24 protein-coding genes, 1 other RNA gene and 1 pseudogene are annotated in these 26,782 nt (G+C 51.0%); 7 read left to right on the top strand and 19 right to left on the bottom strand.

The features are described 5' to 3' along the window. Position 1: 1 nt before the first annotated feature. Positions 2–1,066, bottom strand: coding sequence for a biotin synthase BioB (bioB, locus tag CX650_RS03225; protein WP_044735865.1), 1,065 nt, complete (start codon positions 1,064–1,066; stop codon positions 2–4). 174 nt (positions 1,067–1,240) lie between these two features. On the opposite strand from bioB, the gene bioA reads away from it, so the two are divergent. Next, positions 1,241–2,557 (top strand): adenosylmethionine--8-amino-7-oxononanoate transaminase, encoded by a 1,317-nt coding sequence (gene bioA / locus CX650_RS03220; protein WP_101095011.1) that lies wholly within the window; start codon positions 1,241–1,243, stop codon positions 2,555–2,557. 112 nt (positions 2,558–2,669) lie between these two features. Here the strand turns inward: bioA and CX650_RS03215 are convergent, their stop codons facing one another. The 3 genes from CX650_RS03215 to cobB all read right to left on the bottom strand — a co-directional run bounded on the left by CX650_RS03215 (position 2,670) and on the right by cobB (position 6,269). Further along, complete coding sequence (locus CX650_RS03215; RefSeq protein WP_101095010.1) at positions 2,670–4,703, bottom strand: multiheme c-type cytochrome; 2,034 nt, start codon at positions 4,701–4,703, stop codon at positions 2,670–2,672. 358 nt (positions 4,704–5,061) lie between these two features. After that, complete coding sequence (locus CX650_RS03210) at positions 5,062–5,535, bottom strand: AAA family ATPase (protein WP_101095009.1); 474 nt, start codon at positions 5,533–5,535, stop codon at positions 5,062–5,064. Beyond that, positions 5,535–6,269 carry a Sir2 family NAD+-dependent deacetylase gene (gene cobB, locus CX650_RS03205; RefSeq protein ID WP_039032730.1) on the bottom strand — a complete coding sequence of 245 codons (735 nt, stop codon included), beginning with the start codon at positions 6,267–6,269 and terminating at the stop codon, positions 5,535–5,537. The genes CX650_RS03210 and cobB overlap by 1 nt, the downstream gene beginning before the upstream one ends. A 260-nt stretch (positions 6,270–6,529) precedes the next feature. On the opposite strand from cobB, the gene fur reads away from it, so the two are divergent. Beyond that, a complete protein-coding gene (gene fur, locus CX650_RS03200; protein ID WP_025011008.1) occupies positions 6,530–6,961 on the top strand; it encodes a ferric iron uptake transcriptional regulator in 432 nt (143 codons plus the stop codon). Between the two features lie 54 nt (positions 6,962–7,015). On the opposite strand, the gene CX650_RS03195 is transcribed toward fur, so the two are convergent. From CX650_RS03195 to sdhC, 10 genes are all read right to left on the bottom strand, one after another. Then, positions 7,016–7,297, bottom strand: coding sequence for a hypothetical protein (locus tag CX650_RS03195; RefSeq protein WP_039032729.1), 282 nt, complete (start codon positions 7,295–7,297; stop codon positions 7,016–7,018). Positions 7,298–7,388: 91 nt separating this feature from the next. Then, positions 7,389–7,802, bottom strand: coding sequence for a nucleoside diphosphate kinase regulator (gene rnk, locus CX650_RS03190; RefSeq protein ID WP_039032728.1), 414 nt, complete (start codon positions 7,800–7,802; stop codon positions 7,389–7,391). 505 nt (positions 7,803–8,307) lie between these two features. Beyond that, a complete protein-coding gene (gene sucD, locus CX650_RS03185; protein WP_025011011.1) occupies positions 8,308–9,180 on the bottom strand; it encodes a succinate--CoA ligase subunit alpha in 873 nt (290 codons plus the stop codon). Continuing rightward, entirely contained in the window at positions 9,180–10,346 is a 1,167-nt protein-coding gene (sucC, locus tag CX650_RS03180; RefSeq protein ID WP_039032727.1) for an ADP-forming succinate--CoA ligase subunit beta, read from the bottom strand. The genes sucD and sucC overlap by 1 nt, the downstream gene beginning before the upstream one ends. Positions 10,347–10,423: 77 nt before the next feature. After that, positions 10,424–11,620 (bottom strand): 2-oxoglutarate dehydrogenase complex dihydrolipoyllysine-residue succinyltransferase, encoded by a 1,197-nt coding sequence (gene odhB / locus CX650_RS03175; RefSeq protein WP_039032726.1) that lies wholly within the window; start codon positions 11,618–11,620, stop codon positions 10,424–10,426. A 30-nt stretch (positions 11,621–11,650) separates the two neighbouring features. After that, positions 11,651–14,473 carry a 2-oxoglutarate dehydrogenase E1 component gene (gene sucA, locus CX650_RS03170; protein ID WP_101095008.1) on the bottom strand — a complete coding sequence of 941 codons (2,823 nt, stop codon included), beginning with the start codon at positions 14,471–14,473 and terminating at the stop codon, positions 11,651–11,653. A gap of 194 nt (positions 14,474–14,667) precedes the next feature. Next, positions 14,668–15,375: a succinate dehydrogenase iron-sulfur subunit gene (locus CX650_RS03165; RefSeq protein ID WP_039032724.1), complete on the bottom strand. Its 708-nt coding sequence runs from the start codon at positions 15,373–15,375 to the stop codon at positions 14,668–14,670. Between the two features lie 12 nt (positions 15,376–15,387). Beyond that, positions 15,388–17,154 (bottom strand): succinate dehydrogenase flavoprotein subunit, encoded by a 1,767-nt coding sequence (sdhA, locus tag CX650_RS03160; RefSeq protein WP_071477404.1) that lies wholly within the window; start codon positions 17,152–17,154, stop codon positions 15,388–15,390. Further along, on the bottom strand, positions 17,155–17,502 hold the full coding sequence (gene sdhD / locus CX650_RS03155; RefSeq protein WP_025011016.1) for a succinate dehydrogenase, hydrophobic membrane anchor protein: 348 nt from the start codon (positions 17,500–17,502) through the stop codon (positions 17,155–17,157). Then, a complete protein-coding gene (gene sdhC / locus CX650_RS03150) occupies positions 17,496–17,891 on the bottom strand; it encodes a succinate dehydrogenase cytochrome b556 subunit (RefSeq protein WP_025011017.1) in 396 nt (131 codons plus the stop codon). Before sdhC ends, sdhD begins: the two co-directional genes overlap by 7 nt. A 412-nt stretch (positions 17,892–18,303) precedes the next feature. On the opposite strand from sdhC, the gene CX650_RS03145 reads away from it, so the two are divergent. Further along, the gene (locus CX650_RS03145; RefSeq protein ID WP_101052927.1) at positions 18,304–19,590 is read left to right on the top strand and encodes a citrate synthase; all 1,287 of its coding nucleotides are present in this window, start codon (positions 18,304–18,306) and stop codon (positions 19,588–19,590) included. Positions 19,591–19,955: 365 nt separating this feature from the next. Here the strand turns inward: CX650_RS03145 and CX650_RS03140 are convergent, their stop codons facing one another. Further along, positions 19,956–21,725: a monovalent cation:proton antiporter-2 (CPA2) family protein gene (locus tag CX650_RS03140; RefSeq protein WP_039032719.1), complete on the bottom strand. Its 1,770-nt coding sequence runs from the start codon at positions 21,723–21,725 to the stop codon at positions 19,956–19,958. A gap of 484 nt (positions 21,726–22,209) precedes the next feature. Between CX650_RS03140 and CX650_RS03135 the strand changes: the two genes are divergently transcribed. After that, positions 22,210–22,707 (top strand): outer membrane protein assembly factor BamE, encoded by a 498-nt coding sequence (locus CX650_RS03135; RefSeq protein WP_039032718.1) that lies wholly within the window; start codon positions 22,210–22,212, stop codon positions 22,705–22,707. Between the two features lie 83 nt (positions 22,708–22,790). Here CX650_RS03135 and CX650_RS03130 read toward each other — a convergent pair whose 3' ends face one another. Next, positions 22,791–23,126 carry an RnfH family protein gene (locus CX650_RS03130; protein WP_039032717.1) on the bottom strand — a complete coding sequence of 112 codons (336 nt, stop codon included), beginning with the start codon at positions 23,124–23,126 and terminating at the stop codon, positions 22,791–22,793. Beyond that, entirely contained in the window at positions 23,116–23,553 is a 438-nt protein-coding gene (locus CX650_RS03125; protein WP_039032716.1) for an SRPBCC family protein, read from the bottom strand. Before CX650_RS03125 ends, CX650_RS03130 begins: the two co-directional genes overlap by 11 nt. Positions 23,554–23,760: 207 nt before the next feature. Here CX650_RS03125 and smpB point away from each other — a divergent pair, with 207 nt between their 5' ends. Together smpB and ssrA are read left to right on the top strand one after the other, a co-directional pair. Beyond that, on the top strand, positions 23,761–24,246 hold the full coding sequence (smpB, locus tag CX650_RS03120; RefSeq protein ID WP_025009743.1) for an SsrA-binding protein SmpB: 486 nt from the start codon (positions 23,761–23,763) through the stop codon (positions 24,244–24,246). Between the two features lie 115 nt (positions 24,247–24,361). Continuing rightward, positions 24,362–24,716, top strand: a transfer-messenger RNA (tmRNA) gene (ssrA, locus tag CX650_RS03115). 542 nt (positions 24,717–25,258) lie between these two features. Here ssrA and CX650_RS03110 read toward each other — a convergent pair. Then, positions 25,259–25,525: a hypothetical protein gene (locus CX650_RS03110; protein ID WP_189484310.1), complete on the bottom strand. Its 267-nt coding sequence runs from the start codon at positions 25,523–25,525 to the stop codon at positions 25,259–25,261. A gap of 129 nt (positions 25,526–25,654) precedes the next feature. On the opposite strand from CX650_RS03110, the pseudogene CX650_RS03105 reads away from it, so the two are divergent. Next, positions 25,655–25,957, top strand: a pseudogene (locus tag CX650_RS03105) (transposase); the annotation flags it as partial. A 176-nt stretch (positions 25,958–26,133) separates the two neighbouring features. On the opposite strand, the gene CX650_RS03100 reads toward CX650_RS03105, so the two are convergent. Next, positions 26,134–26,715: a hypothetical protein gene (locus CX650_RS03100; protein WP_101095007.1), complete on the bottom strand. Its 582-nt coding sequence runs from the start codon at positions 26,713–26,715 to the stop codon at positions 26,134–26,136. Between the last annotated feature and the right edge of the window lie 67 nt (positions 26,716–26,782).

The raw sequence follows: 26,782 nt of genomic DNA, 5'->3' as shown, positions 1-26,782 counted from the left end.
GTTACAGGGCTCCGGCGTCGTAAAACTGTCCCTGAGCCTTGTTATTGATAGCCTCTGCCTTGGCCGCGGCGCGGGCTATTTCGGCGCCCTCTTCCTCAACCGTGGCGGCCTTGCCTTGCTCCGGGGTCAATCCCAGACGGCGGAACAGGCTCATATCGTCATTTTCTTCCGGGTTGGCGGTGGTCAACAGCTTGCACCCATAGAAAATCGAGTTGGCCCCGGCAAAGAAACACATGGCCTGCAGCTCATCTGTCATATTTTCACGCCCGGCCGACAAGCGAACCCGCGACAAAGGCATCATGATTCTGGCCACGGCTATGGTGCGCACAAACTCCAGTGGATCCAGGTCGTCCAGGCTATCCAGCGGCGTACCGGCCACCTTGACCAACATATTGATAGGCACAGAGTCGGGATGTTGCTCCAGATTGGCCAACTGCTGCAGCAAACCCGCCCTGTCGGTGGCCTGCTCGCCCATGCCGACAATCCCGCCGGAGCACACCTTCATACCGGCGGCGCGCACATTGGCCAGGGTGTCCAACCGCTGCTGATAGGTGCGGGTGGTGATGATGTCACCATAGTATTCCGGCGAGGTATCCAAGTTATGGTTGTAGTAATCCAGCCCGGCTTCGGCCAGTTCGTTGGCCTGGTTTTCGCTGAGCATACCCAGAGTCATACAGGTTTCCATTCCCAGGGATTTAACCTCCTGCACCATCTGCTTGAGATAAGGCATATCGCGCTCATGCGGGTTACGCCAAGCGGCTCCCATGCAGAAGCGGGTCGCCCCGGCGGCCTTGGCACTTCTGGCCTCTGTCAGTACTTTTTCCATCTCCAGCAGACGCTCTTTTTCCAACCCTGTGTCGTAGCGGGCGCTCTGGGGACAATATTTGCAGTCTTCCGGACAGGCCCCCGTCTTGATTGACAACAGACGACTGACCTGAACTTCATTGGGATTGAAATGGGTTCTGTGCACGCTGTGGGCACGAAACAACAAATCATTCATCGGCAGGGCAAAGAGGGCTTCAACCTCTTCGCGGCGCCAGTCATGGCGCAGCTCTGTATTGGACATATTCTGTGTTACCTGAGTCTGATCTATTTGTTGCTGAAGCCGATTTTGCCGATTAATCCATCGGGCTCCGGGTTCAGTTGGCTGCTTGAAGGCCTGAATTATTTTCGTTAGCATACCCGCGACACTCTCACTGTCAACGCCAACCAGTTGCACAGGTTTACCTTTGGTTAATATATGAGCATAGATTATCGTTTTGACCGTCAGCATATCTGGCATCCCTACACTTCCATGAGCCACACCCTACCCGTTTATGGGGTCAAAGCCGCCAAGGGCGTACGCCTGACGCTGGAGGATGGTCGCGAGCTCATCGACGGCACCAGTTCCTGGTGGGCCTGCGTCCATGGTTACAGCCACCCGGCAATTCTCAGCGCCATGGAAGAGCAACTCAAACGCCTGAGCCATGTGATGTTCGGAGGGATCACCCATGAGAGCGCCATAGAACTGTGTCGCCAACTCATCACTATTACCCCGGAGCCATTGACCAAGGTGTTCCTGGCTGACTCAGGCTCCATTGCGGTGGAGGTGGCGCTGAAGATGGCACTGCAATACTGGCAAGGACAAAACAAGACAGAAAAAAACCGCATCATGACGGTCAAGCAGGGCTACCATGGCGACACATTCGCCGCCATGAGCGTCTGCGACCCGGAGGGCGGCATGCACACCATGTTTGGTGACAATGTGGCCCGGCAACTGTTTGCCCCGGCGCCGAGTACACCCTTCGGTGAAGCCGCTAAAGCAGATGACATCGCCGGACTCGAGGCCATGCTGGCCGAACACGGCAAACAAACCGCCGCGCTGATCCTCGAACCCATAATGCAAGGTGCCGGTGGCATGTGGTTTTACAGCGCCGACTATCTCAAGGCAGCAAGAGCCCTGTGCGACAAGTACGATGTACTGCTGATCCTGGATGAAATCGCCACAGGTTTTGGCCGCACCGGTAAGCTGTTTGCCTGCGAACACGCCGACATAGCGCCGGACATCATGTGTGTCGGTAAGGCGCTCACCGGCGGCTATATCAGTCTGGCGGCGACGCTGTGCAGCGATAAAGTGGCGGCCGGCATAGACAGCTCCCCTGCCGGCGTATTTATGCATGGGCCAACCTTTATGGCCAATCCTCTGGCCTGTAGTGCTGCCCGCGCCAGCCTGGCCCTGCTGGCAAACGGTGAGTGGCAAGCTCAGGTCAAGGCCATTGAAACTCAGCTTAAACAGGAACTGGCACCGGCAGCAGCACTGCCGGAAGTCAAAGCAGTACGGGTGCTTGGCGCCGTCGGCGTACTGGAGATGCACAGACAGGTCAATACCGCCGCGCTGCAGGCCGAATTTGTTGCCCGCGGCGTGTGGATCCGCCCCTTTGGTAAACTCATCTATATCATGCCGCCCTATGGTATCAGCACAGAAGAGCTGAGCTGCCTGAGCCGGGCCATGCTGGAAGTGGCCGCACTGACGAGCAAGCAAAATCAAGATGACAGCGCCTTCGTCAGTCACGGCTGAGCCCGCTACACCTCAACTCTACTCAGGACAGCAAAAAAAGCGGCTCAAATGAGCCGCTTTGTCTTGAGGTAAACCAAGCCTTGCAGGGAATGTTTACTCAATAAAACGCTAATTAGAACTTATGGTACTTATCGATACCAAAGGTTCTGCCTGTGTCATGACAAGTCGCACAGGATTCGGCACTTGGCTGCTTGAACCACTCAACCGCCGGAATATCCACGCTGATATCACCGCCGTTCTGGCTCATGTGTGCCTTGGCTGAATCACTGGTGTGGCAGGCATAACAGTTTGCGGTGACCGGGCTGGTCATCTTGCTGCCGGGCTCCAGAATATACTGGTTGGGCACAGCGGCCAGCGACAGGCCATCCTGGTGACAGGCCACACAACTGCTGGCCGGTGCAATCGCTGCGGCGCCGTTGGCTTTTCCTGTCTGACTCCAGTTACCATCGGCATCCTGAGCCACTTCACCGACGGTTGCCCCCTTACCCCAGTGCCAGCTGTGGATCATGGGACCGAAGCCGGCACCATAATCGGCACTGGTACGGGCCATTCCGTTGCCGTGACAAGCAATACAACCCTTACCACCGTTATCGAACTCACCGTTCTTGTGGAAGGCAGTCACATCGTTATGACAGGTAATGCAGCTGCTGTCGGCCACCACCTGACGCCGATCAAAGCCGGAGATCTTGCTGCCATCGGCCGGATTGACGACATCTGAGTAAGCTGTGAAGGAGACCCCCATGGAGCCGTCATAACCATTGGCACGAATGCGATCGCGAGTTTGACCACGTACCTTGCCATCATAGTCCTGCCAACCTTCGCTGGAGAAAGTCACCCGCGCCGAGAACATATAACCGGCATTCTCATAACCTGCGGCTATGTTGGCCGCCGCATAACACACAGTGCGGGTACCATCGGCATTGTCCGTCTTGGTTTCTGAGTTACGGGCGCCCGGGCGGCCCACCAGGCCATGGTTGTCATAGGCATGCAGATATGCGCCGGCATAGACTATCGGCTTGGCGGCAACATAACCGGCGTCGGCAGGGTCGGCATTATAGTTGTTGCCGATATTGACCAGATTACCCTCTTTATCCTTGACACTAATGGTAGAACACCAACCACCGGCACCATCGGATTCAGGAGTAGAAAGTTCAACTGTGTAAGCCGCTCGCAGCGCTTGCAACTTGGTGATCCCGGCCTTCTGCTCATGCAGCTCACGGAAATCCAGGCCATTTGAAGGCACTATATCGCCTATCGGGGTTCCTTCTTTACCATGGCAATCGATACAACCAGGGCCGGTAAAGTTGCTGTTAATAGGCGCATCTGTATGACAACTGCTGCAGTTGAGCACGCTGAAGTCTTTGCTGAACTCCCTGTGATTGATATGACCTATCTTGGATAAGGTATTGCTGGCATAACCACCGATAGAGAATCCCTCATCGTTGGTCACTGTTTTGCTGACTGAGCCATGACAAACCAAACAGCCGGCAATAAAATCTACTTCACCGTCCATGCCTTCAGCCACATAGCCGGCGTGACGACGTGGGCTCTGGGAGTAGTCCACGTGACAGGCATAACAGGCTTCAGTGGTAGTACTGAATTGACCCTCCGGCTTATTGACAACCAATGCCTTTGAACGGGCAATGGCATCATTATCGCCAACACGCAGCCAAACAATGCCTTCAGTGGCAGCATTAACACCTGCCATCGGCGCTTCAAATATATAATGTCCATCATCTACTTGAGTTAACTTGGCACCTTCTGTTCCCTGAGTTACCGCGCCGCCGACATGAACATTGTCCTCTACATTATTAATTGGATTTTCATCCCGATTGAGAATAAAACCTTTGGCAGTCAAAGCAGCCACTTTGGCCTGAACATTGGTAAGGTCATTAATTAAATTACCATTTTCATCCGTCACTTCAAACTCGTAGGTAATTGTCCCCTCACCCAAAGTATAATTAATCACTTTAACTTGGGTTTCAACCGATTGGGTTACTGGAGGATTCGTCCCGGGTTTTCCCGGTTCCCCCGGTTTACCTGGCTCACCAGGCGCACCATCTCGGCCATCATCACCATCACTGCAGCCTGCAAGCAGTATTGCCATCACCATCAAAGCAACTCTTTTCTTTTTAAATATGGTCATCTTTCTCTCCTACCCAAGCACAGGCATACTGTTTGCTCAGCCTTTGTTTTATGGCGAACAACCTCGACTCCCGAAACTCAAGCGAAAGTTATAATAATGATTAATGGGTCTATCCTGACCCGTGAAGATATTATGACCAAAAATAAAATAAAAGAGTGAGCAAAGACACAAGATATAACAAGGAAACAAATTAACACTAATATTATTATTAAAATAACCTTAAAAATAAAAACAATATTAACGACTGTCTTTGTTTTAAATAAAAGTCAACTCGGCTATTTCTTTAGTAGAACCATTTTATACCGATATATTGCAATTTCTGAAACCAGATATTTTAATTCCCGCCAAGAAGTTATTTTTAAATTGTCTGAAATTGGCTGGCCATTCTTTGAATGGATTTAAGACTGACACCATGTTTATTTCGCTCGGCACATTCATGCAGATGTGTTTTGCAACCCACATCACCAATCTGCTGAATATGCACTCGGTAACCCAAGGCCTTCGCAGCCGCTTGATAGGCAGCGAACTCCCACAGCGCCATGTTGGTATTATCACAGATAACCACAGGCACCCCTGTTGCCAATGCCTCGATGAAACGACTCAGATTGAGTTGATGAAATTCCGCCAAACGCGCAGCATCGAAACAATAACGCTCATTTCGATAAAAGAAACGGTCGGTTGAGCAAAGGCCCTTCTCAGTAATACACTGTACAAGCTCTACAGATAGTTCCTGGATAAACTGACGAACCCAGTAGGATTTGCCGCTACCCGGCAGACCGCGCATGATGATCGCCAAGCGACTGTTACCATCGATAGTACGTGGCTCAGGCATCAGTTATGCCCGGTTTGGTTACAGATAGACTGACCCGCAAGAATACGCTCCACCAGTGGCGCTACCATCTCACTGGCCTTTCCTTGTAAATGGATCTGAAACTGGCTGTGTCTGTCTGCCGGCATCAGATTGACCTCAACGGTGAGCGCACCATGGTGATTGGCGCTATCGACAAAACCGGCAGCGGGATAGACTGTGCCAGAGGTGCCAATGGCAATGAAGAGATCGCAGTGATCCAGCGCATCGTGAATTCTATCCATTCCCAGAGGCATTTCACCGAACCAAACCACGTGAGGCCGCAAACGCTGAGCTGGAATACAGCAAGTGCAGGTATTCTCAGGCCCGAAGGGTTCGTGCAATGTAAAAGTTTGCCGGGAGCGCGGACAACGCCCTTTGGAAAGCTCGCCGTGCATATGCAGCAAGCGCCTGGAGCCTGCTCTCTCGTGCAGATCGTCTATGTTTTGGGTGACAATAAGCAGCTCCCCCTCAAACTCTTGCTCAAGGCGAGAGAGCGCCGTATGAGCAGCGTTGGGTTCTATATTGCCCGAATGCAGTTGTTGCCAACGACCATTGTAAAAACGTTCAACCAGCTCAGGGTCACGTTCATAACCTTCAGGAGTCGCCACATCCTCGATATGATGTTCTTCCCACAGGCCATCTTGATCCCTGAAGGTACGTAAACCGGACTCGGCAGAGATCCCGGCGCCGGTTAAAATCACGATTCGACGATGCATCTGGTATCCTTTTGTTTTTCTGCCATCCTGCCAATAGCGACTCAACAGCGCAATTATGCCTTGGTATAACCATACAAAATGTATGCTTAAATTGCTTGTTTTTATTCAAAATTATGCCGATTATAGCTAAGTTACCCCACAGAAGTACCAAAAGCCGGATCAGAGGTTTAAGTTTTAGAACAGTACACATATAATGGGGTCTATTATCCACGGACGAACCTATGTGTAATACCAAGGGTTCTGCAATCAAGAGATTAGCCATGACAGATGGAAATCAAGCGCTGAAGAAAGCGGGTTTGAAAATCACCCTGCCACGAGTCAAAATCCTGGAGCTGATGCAAGAACCGGAAAACCAGCATATCAGTGCCGAAGACTTATATAAGAAATTGCTGGATATCGGCGAAGAGATAGGTTTGGCTACTGTTTATCGGGTATTAAATCAGTTTGACGATGCCGGCATTGTCAGCCGCCACCACTTCGAAAGTGGCAAAGCCGTATTTGAACTCTCCACCCAACATCATCATGATCACCTGGTGTGCCTGAGCTGTGGCAAAGTGATCGAGTTTTCTGATGACCTTATCGAGCGTCGTCAGCATGAAATTGCCATGCGACACAATATCAAGCTCACCAATCACAGCCTCTACCTCTATGGCGTCTGCACCAACGACAAGTGCGATCACGGCCAAGAGTGATAATTAAAAAAACCAGCGCCAAGCGCTGGTTTTTTATTGTCGGTAATCTTGAAATTACCAATTCAAAGCCAAAGGCTCACCCTTCTTCCTTGGGCAGGCATGACTGAAAAGCATCGGGTCCGCATAACAAAGAAAACGGTTATTGGCGAAAAGCCGGAATAACCAGTCTCCCTCTTCGGCGAACTGCGCCGGAGGCGTCAGATTACCCACATGCTTGGGCTCCAGACCGGCAAACTGCATCAGCTTGTCGGCATCATGTTCACTGATCAACTGTGGATCCGCCGGTAATTTACCGCTGCCGGCAGAAAAACCATTGTGGACAAAGTACTGCTTCATCTTTATCTCCTTTCCCTGTCGTTGGTACATTCCGAGTGACCTGAAGAACTATCACTCTCATATCCATCCAAAGCCTTACCGGCTCCGGTGCCTAGCGGTGAAAATCACCAGAACGTTCCGGTTGATAGATGATCTCTTCAATCCGCACTTTCACCATGCCACCACCGGGACCCGGCCATTCGATTTCATCTCCCTGGGCCAAGCCCAACAAGGCGCCGCCAACAGGTGCCAGAATCGAAATTTTACCGGCGCTGCCATCGGCATCTTTTGGATAAACCAGGCGCAAGGTGAACTCTTCATTTGAGGAAGACATACGAAAACGGACTTCAGAGTTCATGGTTACTACATTATCCGGCATCTCCTTGGATGGCCTGATTTCTGCCCGCTCCAGTTCAGCCTCGAGTGCTTGATGGCCGGGAAAGGCATTCGCCGGCAATGACTCCAGCAAACGCTCCAGGCGATCCATATCCACTTCAGAAATTACTATATTAGGTTGTGTACTCACAGCAATCCTCTACTTTTCAGAAAAGCCGCCTGAGCGGCCCCACATCGGGTCATCCCTTCCCCCATTGAGGGTTGACGCCAATACCCAATCGCTGAAAATCGCCTGACAGGCGTTTCAGACAAATTCAGCTTGATCTTCGAACGCTTTCGCCCCCGAATTGCACTTCAGCGCCGCATCGGGCGAACCAATACGGCGCTGAAATGGTGTTAACACTAAATCAAACCCTCTGAGTTGACTCGGATACCCGCGTCAGTGGCTGTCTTGGCGCAACCCACGACTCGGCTCCGGATAACAACAAAGCGACAACCCCAAGAGAGATGATTAATAACAATTTGAATTTTTTATATTTTTAGCACATTAATGCACCAAGACTCCCCGAAGGAATAGCCAAGCCCCAATCTAACCTTTTCCCAATCAAATATCCAGCCGGAGGCATCAGAGCTTCATCACAGCAGCCAATAAAAAAGGCGCCTCGCGGCGCCTTTTGTGAGCTTAACGACTGTGCTTACCAGCCGGTTTTCTCACGCAGCGCGCTGCCGATTTCGGCCAGCGAGCGTACGGTAGTCACGCCCGCTGCTTCCAGAGCGGCGAACTTGTCGGCAGCAGTACCCTTACCACCGGCAATGATGGCGCCTGCATGGCCCATACGCTTACCTGCTGGCGCAGTCACACCGGCAATATAAGAGACCACTGGCTTGGTAACGTTGGCCTTGATGTAAGCCGCCGCTTCTTCTTCGGCAGTACCGCCGATTTCACCTATCATCACTATGGCCTCGGTCTGAGGATCGTTCTGGAACATTTCCAGTACGTCGATGAAGTTGGTACCAGGGATCGGGTCACCACCAATGCCCACACAGGTAGACTGGCCGAAACCTTCGTCAGTAGTCTGCTTAACGGCTTCGTAAGTCAGAGTACCGCTGCGGGAAACGATACCCACTTTACCTGGCTTGTGGATGTGACCTGGCATGATGCCTATTTTACATTCGCCGGGGGTGATAACACCTGGGCAGTTAGGACCTATCATGCGCACGCCGGTTTCTTCCAGCTTCACTTTTACCTGCAGCATATCCAGCGTCGGAATACCTTCGGTAATACAAACGATAAGCTCGATACCGCCATCTATGGCTTCCAGGATAGCATCTTTACAGAAAGGCGCAGGAACATAGATAACAGATGCAGTGGCGCCGGTGGCGGCAACAGCGTCTTTCACTGTGTTGAATACTGGCAAGCCCAAGTGAGTGGTGCCGCCTTTACCAGGAGACACACCGCCGACCATCTGAGTACCGTAGGCAATCGCCTGCTCAGAATGGAAAGTACCCTGACCACCGGTGAAACCCTGGCAGATAACCTTGGTATCTTTGTTGATTAAAACAGACATTATTTGCCCTCCGCAGCTTTAACTACTTGCTGAGCAGCGTCGGTCAGACTTGTCGCAGCAATGATATCCAAACCTGATTCGGCCAGTACTTTAGAGCCCAGCTCGGCGTTGGTACCTTCCAGACGCACAACAACAGGCACTTTCACACCGACTTCTTTCACTGCACCGATAATACCTTCAGCGATCATGTCACAACGCACGATACCACCGAAAATGTTCACCAGAACCGCCTTCACATTGCTGTCAGACAGAATGATCTTGAAGGCTTCGGCAACACGTTCTTTGGTCGCACCGCCACCTACGTCGAGGAAGTTGGCTGGCTTGCCGCCGTGCAGGTTCACGATATCCATGGTACCCATGGCCAGGCCGGCACCGTTGACCATGCAACCTACGTTACCGTCCAGAGCCACATAGTTCAGTTCAAACTTGGCGGCATGGGCTTCACGAGGGTCGTCTTGTGAAGGATCATGCATATCTTTGATCTTTGGCTGACGGAACAGAGCGTTACCATCTACGCCAATCTTGCCGTCCAGGCAGTGCAGGTTGCCTTCTGTGGTGATCACCAGAGGGTTGATCTCCAGCAGGGCAAAGTCATGCTCCAGGAACATGGTCGCCAGACCCATGAAGATCTTGGTGAACTGCTTGATTTGAGTTGGGTTCAGACCCAGCTTAAAGCCAAGGTCACGCGCCTGGAAAGGCTGAGGACCTGTGATAGGGTCGATAATGGCTTTGTGGATCAGCTCAGGGGTCTCTTCGGCCACCTTTTCGATTTCCACACCACCTTCGGTAGAAGCCATAAACACGACGCGGCGAGTGCCACGGTCGACAACGGCACCCAGATAGAGTTCGTTGGCGATATCAGTGCAGCTTTCAACCAGGATCTTGGCAACCGGCTGACCTTTTTCATCAGTCTGATAAGTGACCAGATTCTTGCCCAGCCAATGTTCGGCAAAGGCTCTGATCTCTTCTTTGTCGCCAGTGACTTTAACGCCACCTGCCTTACCGCGGCCACCAGCGTGCACCTGGCACTTGACTACCCACATGTTTCCGCCAATGCGACCGGCTGCTTCAACAGCTTCCTGAGCTGTGTCACAAGCATAGCCTTCTGACACTGGTAAACCATATTCGGCAAATAGGGCTTTTGCCTGATACTCATGCAAATTCATGATGATCTATCCGTATACTACGTTTTAAATCCAACCGGCCCCGAGGGGCCAGTCACGAGGTTATTGTCTGGCGGCGCTTACAAGTCCAGCAGCAGACGAGTTGGGTCTTCCAGCAGATCCTTAATAGTCACCAGGAAGCCAACTGACTCACGACCATCAATGATGCGATGGTCATATGAGAGAGCAAGGTACATCATGGGCAGGATTTCCACCTGACCATTGACTGCCATTGGGCGGTCCTTGATGGCATGCATGCCGAGGATTGCGCTCTGTGGCAGGTTCAGAATAGGCGTCGACATCAAAGAGCCAAACACACCGCCGTTGGTCACAGTGAAGTTACCACCTGTCATATCTTCCACTGTCAGCTTGCCGTCACGACCTTTAATAGCCAGTTCGCGAACCGCTTTCTCGATATCGGCCAGGCTCATGGTATCTGTGTCGCGCAGCACAGGCGTTACCAGGCCACGAGGCGTGGAAACGGCGATGCTGACATCGAAGTAGTTGTGGTAAAGGATGTCGCTGCCATCGATAGAAGCGTTGACTTCTGGATAACGCTTCAGCGCTTCGGTTACTGCTTTCACGTAGAAAGACATAAAGCCAAGACGGATGCCGTGCTTCTTCTCAAAGACTTCCTGATACTTCTTACGGATGTCCATGATAGGCTTCATGTTGACCTCGTTGAAGGTGGTCAGCATGGCGGTGGAGTTCTTGGCTTCCAGCAGACGAGTGGCGATAGTCTTGCGCAGACGCGTCATAGGTACGCGTTTCTCGCTGCGATCGCCCGCCAGGGTCACAGGTGCTGTGGCAGCAGCTGCAGCCGGCTTGGCAGAGCCTGACTTAACAAAGGCTTCCACGTCTTCTTTGGTGATACGGCCACCCACACCTGTGCCCTTGATTTTAGCGGCATCCAGGTTGTGTTCGGCTATCAGGCGACGTACTGATGGGCTCAGGGCATCGTTGTTTTCTGCCGCGGCTTCTTCAGCCTTAGGGGCTGCGGCTTCGGCTTGTTCTTTGCTCACTTCCTGACCGGCAACAGCGCCGGCGACGAAGTTGGCGATAACCTGTTCGGCCAGGACGGTATCCCCTTCCTGGAACAGCAGTTCGCTGATCTGACCATCTTCGGGTGCTACAACTTCCAACACCACTTTATCTGTTTCAATATCAACCAGGTTCTGATCACGGGAAACCGGCTCACCAGGCTTAACGTGCCAAGTGGCGATAGTCGCGTCGGCAACAGATTCGGGCAGTACAGGTACCTTGATTTCGATACTCATGGAAAGCTTTCCTTTTTGTATAAATTTCTATTACTTCAGTTTTAATGCGCTAGTGATCAGTGATTCCTGCTGATGCGTATGCAACTCAGGATAGCCACAAGCCGGCGCTGCAGAGGCGTCACGGCCAGCGTAGCTGAGCTGGGCACCTTTTGGAATGGCTGCCCAGAAATGATGCTGGCTGCAATACCAGGCACCTTGGTTCTGAGGCTCTTCCTGACACCAAACAAAGTCGGTCACATGCTGATAGTCTTTCAGTGCTGTTGCCATCTCTTCGTGTGGGAAGGGATACAACTGCTCGACCCGCACCAAAGCGACGTTATCGATATTCTCTTTGCGGCGACGTTCCAGCAGCTCGTAGTAAACCTTACCGCTACAGAACACCACGCGATCGACCTTGGCGGCATCCAATGTATCGATTTCACCGATAACGTTCTGGAATTGACCATTGGCCAGCTCATCCATGGAAGACACTGCCAGCGGATGACGCAGCAGCGACTTGGGAGACATTACCACCAGCGGACGACGCATTGGACGCACCACCTGACGACGCAGCATGTGGTAGACCTGAGCCGGAGTCGAAGGCACACAAACCTGCATATTGTGGTTGGCGCACAGTTGCAAGAAACGCTCCAGACGAGCACTTGAGTGCTCAGGCCCCTGACCTTCATAACCGTGTGGCAGCAACATAGTCAAACCGCACAGACGGCCCCACTTCTGCTCACCGGATGACAGGAACTGGTCAATAACCACCTGGGCACAGTTGGCAAAGTCACCGAATTGGGCTTCCCAGATAGTCAGGCCACCCGGCTCAGCTGTGGCATAACCGTACTCGAACGCCAGCACTGAGGCTTCAGACAACACTGAGTCGGTGATGTCGATAGGGCCCTGCTCTTTCGCCACATGGCGCAGCGGCAGGTACGTCGTGCCATCGTTCTGGTTGTGCAGCACGGCGTGGCGATGGAAGAAGGTGCCACGACCCGAGTCCTGCCCGGTGATCCTGACTCTTTGCTTGTCCTCGAGGAGGCTGGCATAGGCCAGCGTCTCGGCAAAGCCCCAGTCCATCAGCTTCTCGCCTTTGGCCATGGCGACGCGGTCGTTGTATATCTTGGCAACCCGTGAGTGCAGCTTATGACTCTCAGGTACATAGCTTATCTTGTCGGCCAGATTCTGCAGACGCTCCAGCGTCATACCGGATTCAAACGACTCATCCCATTCGCGGTTCAAATAAGGAGTCCAGTCCACAGTGTGCAGCGTCATTGGACGCCACTCTTTGACCACACAATCCCCTTGATCCAGGGCATCACGATAGTTATTGATCATGGCGGTAACATCGTCGGCCGCAATGCTGTTCTCGGCAATCAGCTTGTCGGCGTAGATCTTACGTGGCGTTGGGTGCTTCTTGATCTTGGCGTACATCAGTGGCTGAGTCGCACTGGGCTCATCGGCCTCGTTGTGGCCGTGACGGCGATAACATACCAATTCGATAACCACATCACGCTTAAAGGTGTTGCGGTAATCCACGGCCAACTGAGAGACAAAAGCTACGGCCTCAGGATCGTCGGCATTAACATGAAAAATTGGCGCCTGCACCATTTTGGCGATATCGGTACAGTATTCGGTAGAACGCACATCCTGGTGGTTGGAGGTGGTAAATCCCACCTGGTTGTTGACCACGATGCGGATAGAGCCGCCGACTTTAAAGCCGCGGGTCTGAGACATGTTAAATGTCTCTTGCACAATACCCTGTCCGGCAATGGCCGAGTCACCATGAATGGTAATTGGCATTACCTGCAAGCCATCTTCACTGCCGCGGCGATCCAGTCTGGCGCGCACCGAGCCCATCACGACCGGGTTAACGATTTCCAGATGTGAGGGGTTAAATGCCAATGCCAGGTGAACATTGCCACCTGGTGTTTCAAAATCGGAAGAGAAGCCCTGATGGTACTTAACGTCCCCTGAACCCAGCGTCTCATGATGCTTGCCGGCAAACTCATCGAAGAGTTCGGCAGGACGCTTGCCCAGAATGTTAACCAAAACGTTAAGACGGCCTCGGTGAGCCATGCCCACGACTATCTCTTTGGTACCCGCTTCACCGGCACGATAGATAATTTCGCGCATCATAGGCACCAGTGCATCACCCCCTTCGAGGGAGAAGCGCTTGGCGCCGGGGAACTTGGCACCCAAATACTTTTCCATGCCTTCGGCGGCGTTCAATCCTTCAAGGATCCGGGTCTTGACTGCCTTATCATAGCTGCCCTTACCCAGTGAAGGTTCGAGACGTTGCTGGATCCAACGTTTCTCTTCGGTGTCGGTGATATGCATATATTCGGCGCCGATAGAGCCGCAATAGGTCGCCTTGAGCGCCTTCACCAGCTCACCCAATTTCAGGGTGTCACCGCCATAAGCAAAAGAACCTGTGTTGAATTCCCGCTCCATGTCCTCACTGGTCAAGCCGTGGAACGCCGGATCCAATTCGGCAACTGTGTCGCGCTTCCACAGTTCCAACGGGTCCAGATTGGCACTCTGGTGACCACGGAAACGGTAGGCATTGATCAATTGCAGAACTTTTACCTGCTTGGCATCGACATCAGGATCGGACACGCGGCTGGTACCTTTACTGCGGCCTTCCTGTGCGAGGGAGCGAAAATAGTCACGGATCTTGGAGTGAGAAGCTTCGGGTACATCAGCAGAGGCACCGTTCACGGGAGGGAGTTGCTCAAACACCGCACGCCAGTCGTCAGATACCGAGGTGGGGTCTTCTTGGTAGGCTTCATACATCTCTTCAACGTAGGTCGAGTTCGCCCCACTCAAGTGAGATGATTCGAGCCAGGCTTTCATGCTGCCTTGGTGCATTTCTTATCCTTTCAAACTTGATACACGTGCTTAGCCATATTTTCCCTGCCTTGGCAGGGTCTCAGCCGCCCCTGGGACATCCGGATGTTACGGCCTTTTGTAGTCCTTTACACACAAAAGAGCCACTTTCTGCCCAGAGAAAGTGACTCCCCACGAGCCTATGTAATTATTGGATTAAGCTCGTCGTCTTGCATTTATACAGCCCGCTTCAGCAACATGGACTTGATGTGTCCGATGGCCTTGGTTGGGTTCAAGCCTTTCGGACAAACATCCACACAGTTCATAATGCCGTGGCAACGGAAGACGCTGTATGCATCATCCAGCTCGCTCAGACGCTCCTCGGTCGCAGTATCACGGCTGTCTATCAAGAAACGATAGGCATGCAGCAGACCACTGGGGCCAACAAACTTATCCGGGTTCCACCAGAATGACGGGCAAGCCGTAGAACAACAAGCACACATGATACATTCATACAGACCATCCAGGTGAGCACGCTCCTCCGGTGACTGCAGATGTTCACGGGCCGGCTTCTTCTCATCATTGATGAGGTACGGCTTGATCTTCTCGTATTGCTTGTAAAACTGACTCAGGTCAACCACCAAATCACGCACCACAGGCATACCGGGCAGAGGACGGATTTCAATCTTCTTGCCCTTGAATGCAGATACAGGCGTGATACAGGCCAGACCGTTTTTACCGTTCATATTCATGCCGTCGGAACCACAAACCCCTTCGCGACAAGAGCGACGGAAAGACAGGCTTGGGTCCTGCTCTTTAAGCTTGAGCAGGGCATCCAATACCATCATATCGGTGCCTTCGGCCACTTCCAGGCTGTAATCCTGCATGTAGGGTTTAGTGTCTACATCAGGATTGTAGCGATAAACTGCAATATCCAATTTCATCTTCGCAACTCCTTAGTAGGTACGCTTCTTCGGCGGGAAGGCTTCACGTGTCTTGGGCGCCATGTTCACTTCACGGGTGGACATGGTTTCGTTGACTGGGTCAAACAGGCTGTGACACAGCCAGTTGGCATCATCACGCTCAGGGAAGTCTTCACGGCTGTGAGCACCACGGCTCTCGGTACGGAAGTTGGCTGCGTAAGCAGATGCGATAGCTGTTGCCATCAGGTTATCCAGTTCCAAACACTCGATACGCTGAGTGTTGAACTCTCTGGAGTTGTCAGATAGCTTGGCATTGGCCAGACGCTCACGAATTTTCTGCAGTTCTTTCAGGCCTTCGGCCATGGCATCACCGCTACGGAATACCGAAAAGTTCAGTTGCATGCACATCTGCAGATCTTTACGGATAACCGCTGGATCTTCACCGTCTTTATTGCTTTCCCAACGATTCAGACGCTCAAGAGACTTCTGAATGTCGGCTTCAGTCGCAGCTTTGGGATCTGCGGTTTCATCCAGCGCTTTACCCAGATGTTGACCGGCTGCACGACCGAACACTACCAAGTCGAGTAGTGAGTTACCACCCAGACGGTTAGCACCGTGAACCGATACACAAGCAATTTCGCCCACGGCGAACAGACCCTTGATATCTTCTTCAGTACCATCGGCGTTCTTATGGATCACCTGACCGGATACCTTGGTTGGCAAACCACCCATCATATAGTGACAAGTTGGGATAACCGGAATTGGGCCATCGGCGGGATCTATGTGAGCAAAGGTACGAGATAGTTCACATACACCAGGTAGACGCGCTTCCAGGGTTTCTTTGCCCAGATGGTCCAGCTTCAGCTTCAGGTGTGGGCCCATAGGACCTTCACAACCGCGGCCTTCACGAATCTCTGTCATCATGGAACGGGCAACCACGTCGCGTGAAGCCAGATCTTTGGCGTTGGGCGCATAGCGCTCCATGAAGCGTTCGCCGTCTTTATTGAGCAGGTAACCACCCTCACCACGACAACCTTCAGTCACCAGAACACCGGCACCGGCAATCCCGGTTGGGTGGAACTGCCACATTTCCATGTCCTGCAGCTGAACCCCGGCACGGGCAGCCATACCAACACCATCACCTGTGTTGATGTGAGCATTGGTAGTAGAAGCAAAGATACGACCGGCACCGCCGGTAGCCAATACTGTGGCCTTGGCTTTGAAGTAAACGATTTCACCGGTTTCAATTTCGATTGCAGTACAACCTACGATGGCACCGTCTTCGTTTTTAACCAGATCCAGGGCATACCACTCGGAAAATACCTGAGTCTTGTTCTTAACGTTCTGCTGATACAGGCAGTGTAGCAGCGCGTGGCCGGTACGGTCAGCCGCAGCCGCGGTACGGGCCGCCTGCTCACCACCGAAATTCTTGGATTGACCGCCGAAAGGACGCTGATAAATAGTGCCGTTTTCAAAGCGGGAGAATGGCAGACCCATCTGCTCCAGCTCGATAACCGCTTCAGGGCCGGTCTGACACATGTACTCGATGGCATCCTGGTCGCCGATAAAGTCGGAACCTTTTACCGTGTCGTACATATGGTGTTCCCAGTTGTCCTCGTGGGCATTACCCAGAGCAACAGTGATCCCGCCCTGGGCCGAAACCGTGTGAGAACGTGTAGGAAAAACCTTGGACAGGAGCGCACAGCTCTTGCCCTCTTGAGAAATCTGCAGTGCTGCGCGCATGCCGGCACCACCGGCACCAATCACGACAGCGTCAAACTCGCGTACTGGAATAGCCACTTAAACACCCCACACTATTACTATGCCCGACGCCAGATAAGCAAAGGCGGTCACGACAAAGACAAACTGTAAAACCCCACGCAGTGCTACGTTTTTGACGTAGTCAGTCAGTACCTGCCAAATACCGATCCAGGCATGGATAAGCAGCGCAATAAGCGCCAGCAGAGTAAAGACTTTCATCGGCAGTGAAGCAAACAGCCCATGCCAGACATCGTAGGTGAGAGGTGAACTGCAAGCTGCAAATCCGACCAGGAATATAGTGTAAACGGCCAGAATGACGGCACTTGCGCGTAATAGGATGAAGTCATGAACACCACTGCGTCCAAAACTCGCTGCATTGGTTACCATACCCAGATCCCCGCTAATACAGAAAACACTGCGGTCAGGACAAATACTGCCTTGGCCGATGCCTTACCCGAAGGTAGCTCTTCCCAACGACCGGTATCCATTACCAGGTGACGCAAGCCGCCCAGCAAATGATAAGCCAGTGCGGTCAGAATGCCCCACAGGATAAACTTCACCACGAAGTTGTCTAACAGAGATTGTACGCCTTGGAAACTCTCGGCCGACGCCAGCGAGGCGTTCAGCAACCAGAGAAGTATACCAACAGCGAACAGCATGATCACACCGGATACCCGGTGCAGAATGGACACAATTGCAGTCGCCGGGAAGCGAATGGTCTGCAGATCTAAATGGACAGGTCTTTGCTTTTTCACGTTCTGCTCACTCAGCTCCATTGAGCATTTTTTTTGTTATGTGAACCGATTTTGCTCTTACACAGTTCTGTGACTGAAGTCACAGAGAAGGGTTTCACAATAGAAGGTTGAAACAAAAAGCTAACTTGTTGACAACACACAAAATTAGTTAATTAGTGATATGCTAACCAAGCCCGCCGTTTGTAGCTCTTGCGAGCCGCAGCAAGTATACTCGTCGTAAATGTCAAATACAAACATCACATTATCCAAATTTTGTTTTTTTGCCCTTTTTACAGGATAAGTGCTGGTGTTATCAGGGAAATTGGTCTTACCTATACCATGGTCTAACGAATTTAAACGCTTATTTAAATTGAAATGTGATCTGGATTGGCTGTAAAGTAATGGCCGTTTGACATGCCGCACTCACATAAGAATGAAGTAAGGAGAACGGGGTATGGCTGATTTAAAAGCCAAATTGGAATTACCAGGGAACGACTCGATTGAACTGCCAGTGAAACAAGGAACTGCTGGTTTCGACGTAATCGATATCAGTAAACTCGGCAGTAAAGGCTACTTTACCTTTGATCCAGGATTTCTCGCGACGGCCTCCTGTGAATCTGCAATTACCTATATCGATGGTGCGCAGGGTGTATTGTTACACCGTGGCTATCCGATAGATCAACTGGCGACAGAATCCGACTACCTGGATCTCTGTTACCTGCTGTTGTACGGCGAGCTGCCAAGTAAGGCAGAGTATGAAAAATTCGCCTACACAGTTAAAACTCATACCATGGTGCATGAGCAGTTGGCCTTCTTTTTCAGAGGCTTCCGTCGTGACGCTCACCCAATGGCCATGCTTTGTGGCGTGACAGGCGCTTTGTCTTCTTTCTATCAGGACTCTTTGGATGTCAACGATGCCCGTCATCGTGAAATTGCAGCATTCCGCCTGGTTTCCAAGATGCCAACCATTGCCGCCATGTGCTACAAGTACTCCATAGGACAGCCGTTCGTGTACCCACGCAACGACTTGAGCTATGCCGGTAACTTCCTGTCGATGATGTTCGCTGTACCTTGTGAAGAATACAAGGTGAACCCGATTGTGGAACGTGCCATGGATCGCATCTTTATCCTGCACGCCGATCACGAGCAGAACGCTTCAACCTCAACCGTGCGTCTGGCGGGCTCTTCGGGTGCTAACCCATTTGCCTGTATCGCTGCCGGTATCGCTTCGCTGTGGGGTCCTGCCCATGGTGGTGCCAACGAAGCTTGTCTGCGTATGCTGGAAGAAATCGGTACTGTGGATCGCATCCCTGAGTTTATCGAACGCGCCAAAGACAAGGATGATCCTTTCCGTCTGATGGGCTTCGGTCACAGGGTTTACAAGAACTTCGATCCACGCGCTAAAGTGATGCGTGAAACCTGTCACGAAGTGCTGGCCGAACTCAAGGTTAACGACCCTCTGCTGGATGTTGCCATGGAACTTGAGCGTATCGCCCTGGAAGATGAGTACTTCATCTCCAAGAAGCTCTATCCAAACGTCGACTTCTACTCAGGTATCATCATGAAGGCGATTGGTATTCCAACCTCCATGTTTACCGTTATCTTTGCCCTGGCTCGTACTGTTGGCTGGATTGCCCACTGGAAAGAGATGCTGGATCAGCCTGGTCACAAGATCAGCCGTCCACGTCAGCTCTACACAGGTGCGACTTCCCGCGACTTCGTGGAACTGGACAAGCGTTAAATCTAAGTGGTTAAAAGTCCAAATCCGATGACCTCTGGTCATCGGATTTTTTGTACCTCTTTAATATCTATCAGCCCTTTATCCACGCCAAACTACAACCGTGCGCTTGAAACAGTCACCCCAATAAGGCTTGAGATAGTAATGATCGGGTATAGAACCTGACTAAACTAAACTCACCATAAGCCGAATAAAAACTGCCCAAAACTTAAAACAAGCATCCAAGCAAGAAACTTAAGACAAACTATCATTTACTCGACCACGCTTAAAAATACGAATAATTCCTCGCGGTGGTCTCTGTTGTAAAGCTTAGCTTGCCGGTCAGTACGCCACCCCAGACCGCACATAGGACTTGTTCGTGCCTTCCATTATAGCCCCTTGTCTTTATCAGCCCGCATCAAGGACTCCAGCTCAGCCCTGCCCTTATTGGACAAGCGAATAAGCGCCTTAAGATCGTCCTTGTGCTTGGCCCCGGCCTCAACCTGTGCCTTGTCGTGCTCGGCAAATATCTTCACCCGCTCATTGGCTTGAACCTGACTGAGTCCCAGTGTTTGCAACACACTCTCACTGGCACTGAGGGCCGAACCGAAGGTTTCCCGAAATACCGACGTCACCCCAAGACTCATCAAACGATAGGCATGGTTACGGTCACGGGCCCTGGCGACCACGGCCACATGAGGAAAGTGCGTCTTCACCTGAGTCACTATCTGCAATGAATCTTCCACATTGTTGACCGCTACCAGGATCACCCGCGCCTTGGGCAAACCGGCCGAAAACAGCATATCGAGCCGCTTGGCATCACCAAAATACACTTCACCACCAAATTGGCGCACCACGTCCACATGACGGGCATCTTTATCCAGCGCCACAAACGGGATCCCTGAGGATGCCAAAATACGGCCGGTGATCTGCCCCATACGGCCAAAACCGGCGATGACCACTTCACTTTCTGACCCTTCTATCACATCAGGTAAACGGCTCGCTTCCACAGGTTTGCCAAGCAACCTGAACAACTTCAGCAAATAAGGCGTTATCGCCATCGACAAGCCTATAGCCAATACCAACATCTGGCTGATTTTCTCAGATAAAAGCCCTGACAACTGTGCCTGGGAAAGCAATACAAAAGCAAATTCACCGCCTTCGGCCAAGATCAACCCCAACACCATGGCACTGCGCCAGGTATGGTGTCTAAACTTCCCAAGCAACATAAGTACCAAAGTCTTCACCGCCAGCATGCCAAAGAGGATCCCCAACAACGCCAAAGGCTCCTTCAGCAGTAAGCCCAGATCCATGGTCATGCCTACAGCCATGAAAAACAGCCCCAAAAGCAAGCCCTTGAAAGGCTCAATATCGGTTTCAAGCTGATGGCGATAACCCGAGTTGGCCAGCATGATACCGGCCAAAAACGCCCCCATACCGGCAGAAAGCCCTAGCCAGGCCATTAGCGCCGCGCTGCCCATCACCAGCAATAACGAAAACGCCGTCAGCACTTCGCGCACCCCACTGGCCGCCACCAACTGCAATACTTTGGGAAGCAGGTATTTCCCCACCAGCAAAAATCCCAAGAGCGCCAAACAGGTCCAATACCAGGGCACGGCATGATGAGCCGGATCGGCGCCGCTTGGCGACAGATAGGCAATCAGCAGCATCATGGGGATCACCGCCAGATCCTGCATCAGCAACACCCCAAAGGCGTCACGACCTACTGGTGTGGTGAGCAGTCGCTGCTCATTCATTAATTGCACCGCAAATGCTGTAGAAGACAGGGATAGCGCTGCGCCAACAATAATAGCGGCTTCGATGGAAAGCCCGACACCGAATGCCAAAGCGCTGACCACTGCCCAGGACAGCAGTAACTGACCACTGCCGAGGCCGAATATGGCACTGCGAAGTTCCCAGAGTTTGCCAGGAGTCAATTCAAGCCCCATGACAAACAGCATGAGGATCACCCCAAGCTCGGCAAAATGAAGCACAGCTGCCGGCTCGGAAACCACAGCAATACCGCCCGGTCCAAGCAGTACACCGGCGGCAAGGTAAGAAAGTATGGGGCCTATACCAAAGCGCTTGCCAAGTGGAACCAACACCACGGCAGCGAGCAAAAACATGAGCACTGAGGTAAAGATGCCGGCCTGTTCCATCGAGACTCCTTAACAAATAGCAATAGAAGGCTGTTGTTTGCCACACTTATATACAGGGATAAAAGGCATGGATGATTTAAATGACCCAAAGCAGCTTTTACTTGGGCCTATCACGGGAGTTTCAGTATAGCCAGCTTTATAGGCCTTGATAACCGAAATTTTGAACGTATTTAAAAATAAGTCTTTTAAATACAAATGGTTTTCAATGCTGCAGCAGGCTTATTGCAAGCCGGTAAAGCGAGTTCAAAATTTCTTGTTAGTCGATCTGGCACCGATTTTGTCCGAAGCGACTAAAATAACCCTCCCGTTAATTTATTCTATTTTCCAGAGGTTAATTTGAGCCAAAACAACAATTTTGCAACAGCGAGACGAACCAAGTCACTTTTATGTTGTCGAAGCCTCAAGCGCCGAGTCAATAGCCCTTGTCAGCACGGGCTGGGCTTGGGTATTATGGCCGACAGTTTTTCATGAAGTAGCACATTCAATGTCAATTAAAAAGCAAAGTCTTACCCTGCTGAGCGTTAGTGCGCTCACCCTCTCACTCAGTGCCTGCAGTGTCTTTGACTGGCTGGTGTACAAGCCTGATATTCCACAGGGCAACTATATGGAGCCTCAGCAGGTGGAAAAGCTGCGCATCGACATGACCAAGGAGCAGGTGGAATTTGTGCTTGGGCGTCCTGTACTGCGGGACAGCTTCAAGGATGATACCTGGTACTATGTTTACCATTACAAGAGTGGTCGTGATGCCAGCATTACCCATAAAGAACTGATCCTGCACTTTAGTGGCGATCAATTGGCCAAGGTCACAGGGGATTACGAACTGAGTAATGAATTCAATACCCCGCTGGAACAAAGTAGCCTGCCAATGGCCAACAGCCCTGAGCTGACGCCGCAGATCCCACAGCAACGCGGCGATGAAAAACCTTTGGTTGAAGAGCAGGATCCAACCAAAATGAATAAACACGAACAGGACCGTAAGTAATGGCTTACGCCTAAACTTGAATCCAAGACATTAAAAAAGCGCCTATTGGCGCTTTTTTAATGTCTTGGATTCAGCAAAGTAACTCAGTTGATTTTGGCGCCGGTCACTTTATTGATCCGCCCTTCCTCCGCGGCCTTCTCGGCACGCTTACGGCGTACCTCTTTAGGGTCGGCAATCAAAGGACGATAGATTTCAATTCTCTGCCCGGGTTCAACTTCGTCATCGTGTTTGACCTGACGGCTGAAGGTGCCGAGTTTCACCGTTTCCAAGTCAATCTCAGGGAAAAAAGCCTGGATGTTACTCTGACGCACAGCCTCGATAAAACTGGTACCCGGCGTCACGGAAACACTGATCACTTTCTGTTGTGTCGGTAAGGCATAAATAACATCGACACTGAATTTTTCCTGTTCACTTGCCACTGTATACTTCCTTCGCCCTTTGAGTAAAAGCCGTAACCATAGAGGTAACCAGCTCTTTGAATACCTTGCCGAATGCCATACCCACCAAGGCGCTGGAGAACTCAAAATTCAACTCAAACTCCACCTTACATGCATCTTCTGCCAACTCGGTAAAATACCAATGACCGGTCAAATGCTTGAAAGGGCCATTCTCCAGTTGCAGCTCAATACTTTTACCCTCCACCACCTGATTACGGGTGGTAAAGGTCTTGCTGATCCCGGCTTTACTGATATCTACCGACGCCAGCATGGTTTTGCCATCAAACTCCAACACCTTGCCGCCAACGCAACCAGGGAGAAACTCTTTATAGGACTCGACATCATTGACTAGCTGGTACATCTGCATCGCACTGTAACGCACCAGAACACTGCGGGAAATCTGTGGCATCCGTTGGTTGATACTCTTGGCTGACTCAAAACAGACCCGGATTTTAGCATGCCGGTCAAAAAACGCATCCTTTGTTCCATCGCAATGAGTTCTACCTCTGTAAGCGCTCAAAAAGCCAGCAACAAAACCCTAAGCTACTGCCCGCAACTCAAAATATTCTTCCAGCCCAATTCCAAATTGGCTGCTGCTGCGTATAATAGCCAGCCTATGGCTAAGAAGAATGCAAAAAAATCCGCAAACGCTCCGGCAACCATTGCCCGGAACAAGCGTGCGACCTTTGAATATCGCTTCGATGAAAAATTCGAGGCCGGTCTGTCCCTAATGGGATGGGAGGTCAAATCCATCCGCGCCGGCAAGGTGAATCTGTCGGAAAGCTTTGTCATGCTGAAAAATGGCGAAGCCTTCCTGCACAACTGTAATATCACCCCACTCAGCGCGGCATCGACTCATGTGGTCTGCGACCCAACCCGCATGCGTAAACTGCTGCTTAATCGCCGTGAACTGGACCGTCTGGCCGGCTTGGTTGAAAGGCAGGGTTACGCCATAGTGCCCATCTCCATGTACTGGCGTAAAGGGGCCTGGGTCAAGGTTGAGATAGGCTTGGGTAAGGGCAAGAAAGCCCACGATAAACGCGACGATATTAAACAACGTGACTGGGCTATCGAAAAAGCCCGGGTCATGAAGAGCAAGTAACTGATATTTGCTGTTATTTCGCACGCCAATTGTACGGATAACCAGCAAGTGATTGTCCTTTGCTAATTAAAGCCTTGGTAAGCAGGTGGTAAAGGGGTTACAATCGATACATCACGGGGGCGATTCTGGATTCGACGGGATTCGCGAAACTCCGGGAGCATGCCGAGGGGCGGTTGGCCTCGTAAAAAGCCGCACAGTTATAGTTGCAAACGACGATAACTACGCTCTAGCAGCTTAAGGCCGCTAGCCATCTACCACAGGTCTCGCACATGGGCAGTGGATTTGATGGTCACCTTACATAGTGCTAGCGAGGGAACCTTGTCTGGGGGTGAACCGCGAAACAGTACCAGGCTCACCGTTTGGAATCCTGTCTTTCGGAGTTCAACCGGTTAAATAAAAGAGAGACTAAGCATGTAGCGCCTTGAGCGTAGGTTTTTCGGACGCGGGTTCAAGTCCCGCCGCCTCCACCAAATAAAACAAAGGGTTAGCAGAAATGCTAACCCTTTTTCTTTGCCAATTTAGTAGAAATGGCAGCAAAGTGGCAGCAGAGAAATTACTGGTGCTGCCACATCCATCCTTTTCAGTTCTGGATCCTTTTAACGTCTTATTGATCAACTGCTTTAGTATGGCCGCCGTTTTCTGGCTTTCTCTCATACCCTCACGGAATCCACGCAAAACCCCGTGCTGCTGCGGCTTTTACGCCTGCACCCATGGTCAATCCAACCTAGTAGAACTGTAAAACAGTGAAATTAACCGCGATCTTTTCAGATCTTCGATCCTTTCCCCGGCCCAGTGTCTGCGCTTGGGGGCGCCATAAACTGAACAAATTCAAAACTGAAAAAATTTTGAGGTGCAAACCGCGCAGGAGGGTGAGGAAGAGTGCGGATTTCGTGACGTAGAATTGCGTAGGTGGTGGTTTACGTGGCCAGAATAGCCAGCCGCGTCTGTGCTGCAGCATCGTCAGTTTTGATTGTTGGGTGGGGCTTTACTGTGGGCTGATATGAAAAACGGCTCAGGTTCCTGGTGGGAGCTGAGCCGGTATCGAGTAAATACTGGGTTGTCTATGGCTTACTTGGTGATTGGGTCTAGTCTGGCCTTTTGCGCGGCTGCTGCACTCGCCGTCTCCAGCCTCATTCGGTGCCGGGCTGGTGCTGTGGGTATGACTGGCACAGATGGTTGCCAGCTCGGCTACCGTTTCCATGAGTTCAGATAGCAGCTTGAGCACGTTTTCATCTTCACTGCCCAGCCACGTTTTTGGGCTGCGGTAATCCTTTGACACGCTGGCGATCACCTCGCGGGTTTAGCATCAGTGTGAAACATCAAAAAGATATGGCTGTCCTGTATTTTTTTGCTGTGGTCATCAAGTCCTGGCGCAACAAGTGGGCGCTGTTATCGACCTATTTTAANTCCTGTGGTCATCAAGTCCTGGCGCAACAAGTGGGCGCTGTTATCGACCTATTTTAAGTACCCGGAATACGTGCGTAAGGCTATCTACACGACGAACGCGGTTGAGGCCGTACATCGTCAGTTTCGTAAACTGACGAAAACCAAGGGTGGTTTTGCCAACGAGAACAGTTTACTCAAACTGCTCTACGCCGGTATATTGAAGGCTCAGGAGCGGTGGTCACACCCGATTCAAAACTGGAATTTAACGCTATCTCAGCTGTCCATCCATTTTGAAGGACGACTGGATGCTCACATCGATCTGTGATTTTTAACGTGACACAGAATTTTGAACACCCTCAATATACCAGACAGACACCAAAAACCATTTTTACAAAAACGGTTGATAAGTACTCTATATCTGTAAATTAAAATACAGGGAAGCAAATTTTCAGCAAACGGTTTAGTAACTTCCCTTAAAGACCAAAGTTCCAATATATCGCACTATAAATATTCGCCTATCCAGCGAATATCTATTTTACCACCTACTCGCTGTCTTAAGTTAAAAATAATAGGTTCAAGCCTTTCATCAAAATCAGTCACCACAAACATAAATATCGGCTCTGATTTCCCGGAATTTCCCCTAAGTGAGTTCGAGGCAGATTTGACATCTGGAATTATGTGATTCAACATCTTGTCAACATCAACTTCAATCAGTCTCTCTCGCTCCTTTATAGACTTTGAAGTGAATGCAATTCCGCCCTTGAACTCAATAACTGATACCAAACTTGGTAGCTTGAACTGGTCATTTTTGATAGTCTTCCTACTATCACCATAGAGTTGAAATTGTGCATTAAAGCATCTATCAAAAATAACAAGATCCGGTATCCTATATTGTCTATCTCCATACTTGTTACAGTTAAAAAATACTTCAACCGCAACTTGGTTATGGTTCAGACCATTTTTTCTAAGATGATGATAAAGTAAGCCAACGTGAGAACACTCAGGCCCAAAATCAGAAACCGTCTCATCAAAAAACTCAGACCAAAACCTATCTGATGAAAGTAAATCCTGGGTAGTGTTCATAAATCTGTGTCATTTGAGTAATATACACCCAAAAGGATATTCAAATGACCAAACCTACATTCGACAT

The sequence above is a fragment of the Shewanella indica genome, assembly GCF_002836975.1.
Taxonomy (GTDB): domain Bacteria; phylum Pseudomonadota; class Gammaproteobacteria; order Enterobacterales; family Shewanellaceae; genus Shewanella; species Shewanella indica.
The sequence above is the reverse complement of the archived record's forward strand: the minus strand, read 5'-3'. Positions and strand labels throughout refer to the sequence as shown.

Excerpts from the sequence above, each read along its gene's own strand:
- bioB (WP_044735865.1), bottom strand. The coding sequence starts at position 1,066 with ATGTCCAATACAGAGCTGCGCCATGACTGGCGCCGCGAAGAGGTTGAA.
- bioA (WP_101095011.1), top strand. The coding sequence starts at position 1,241 with ATGAGCATAGATTATCGTTTTGACCGTCAGCATATCTGGCATCCCTAC.
- CX650_RS03215 (WP_101095010.1), bottom strand. The coding sequence starts at position 4,703 with ATGACCATATTTAAAAAGAAAAGAGTTGCTTTGATGGTGATGGCAATA.
- CX650_RS03210 (WP_101095009.1), bottom strand. The coding sequence starts at position 5,535 with ATGCCTGAGCCACGTACTATCGATGGTAACAGTCGCTTGGCGATCATC.
- cobB (WP_039032730.1), bottom strand. The coding sequence starts at position 6,269 with ATGCATCGTCGAATCGTGATTTTAACCGGCGCCGGGATCTCTGCCGAG.
- fur (WP_025011008.1), top strand. The coding sequence starts at position 6,530 with ATGACAGATGGAAATCAAGCGCTGAAGAAAGCGGGTTTGAAAATCACC.
- CX650_RS03195 (WP_039032729.1), bottom strand. The coding sequence starts at position 7,297 with ATGAAGCAGTACTTTGTCCACAATGGTTTTTCTGCCGGCAGCGGTAAA.
- sucD (WP_025011011.1), bottom strand. The coding sequence starts at position 9,180 with ATGTCTGTTTTAATCAACAAAGATACCAAGGTTATCTGCCAGGGTTTC.
- sucC (WP_039032727.1), bottom strand. The coding sequence starts at position 10,346 with ATGAATTTGCATGAGTATCAGGCAAAAGCCCTATTTGCCGAATATGGT.
- odhB (WP_039032726.1), bottom strand. The coding sequence starts at position 11,620 with ATGAGTATCGAAATCAAGGTACCTGTACTGCCCGAATCTGTTGCCGAC.
- sucA (WP_101095008.1), bottom strand. The coding sequence starts at position 14,473 with ATGCACCAAGGCAGCATGAAAGCCTGGCTCGAATCATCTCACTTGAGT.
- CX650_RS03165 (WP_039032724.1), bottom strand. The coding sequence starts at position 15,375 with ATGAAATTGGATATTGCAGTTTATCGCTACAATCCTGATGTAGACACT.
- sdhD (WP_025011016.1), bottom strand. The coding sequence starts at position 17,502 with ATGGTAACCAATGCAGCGAGTTTTGGACGCAGTGGTGTTCATGACTTC.
- sdhC (WP_025011017.1), bottom strand. The coding sequence starts at position 17,891 with ATGGAGCTGAGTGAGCAGAACGTGAAAAAGCAAAGACCTGTCCATTTA.
- CX650_RS03145 (WP_101052927.1), top strand. The coding sequence starts at position 18,304 with ATGGCTGATTTAAAAGCCAAATTGGAATTACCAGGGAACGACTCGATT.
- CX650_RS03140 (WP_039032719.1), bottom strand. The coding sequence starts at position 21,725 with ATGGAACAGGCCGGCATCTTTACCTCAGTGCTCATGTTTTTGCTCGCT.
- CX650_RS03135 (WP_039032718.1), top strand. The coding sequence starts at position 22,210 with ATGTCAATTAAAAAGCAAAGTCTTACCCTGCTGAGCGTTAGTGCGCTC.
- CX650_RS03125 (WP_039032716.1), bottom strand. The coding sequence starts at position 23,553 with ATGCCACAGATTTCCCGCAGTGTTCTGGTGCGTTACAGTGCGATGCAG.
- smpB (WP_025009743.1), top strand. The coding sequence starts at position 23,761 with ATGGCTAAGAAGAATGCAAAAAAATCCGCAAACGCTCCGGCAACCATT.
- CX650_RS03100 (WP_101095007.1), bottom strand. The coding sequence starts at position 26,715 with ATGAACACTACCCAGGATTTACTTTCATCAGATAGGTTTTGGTCTGAG.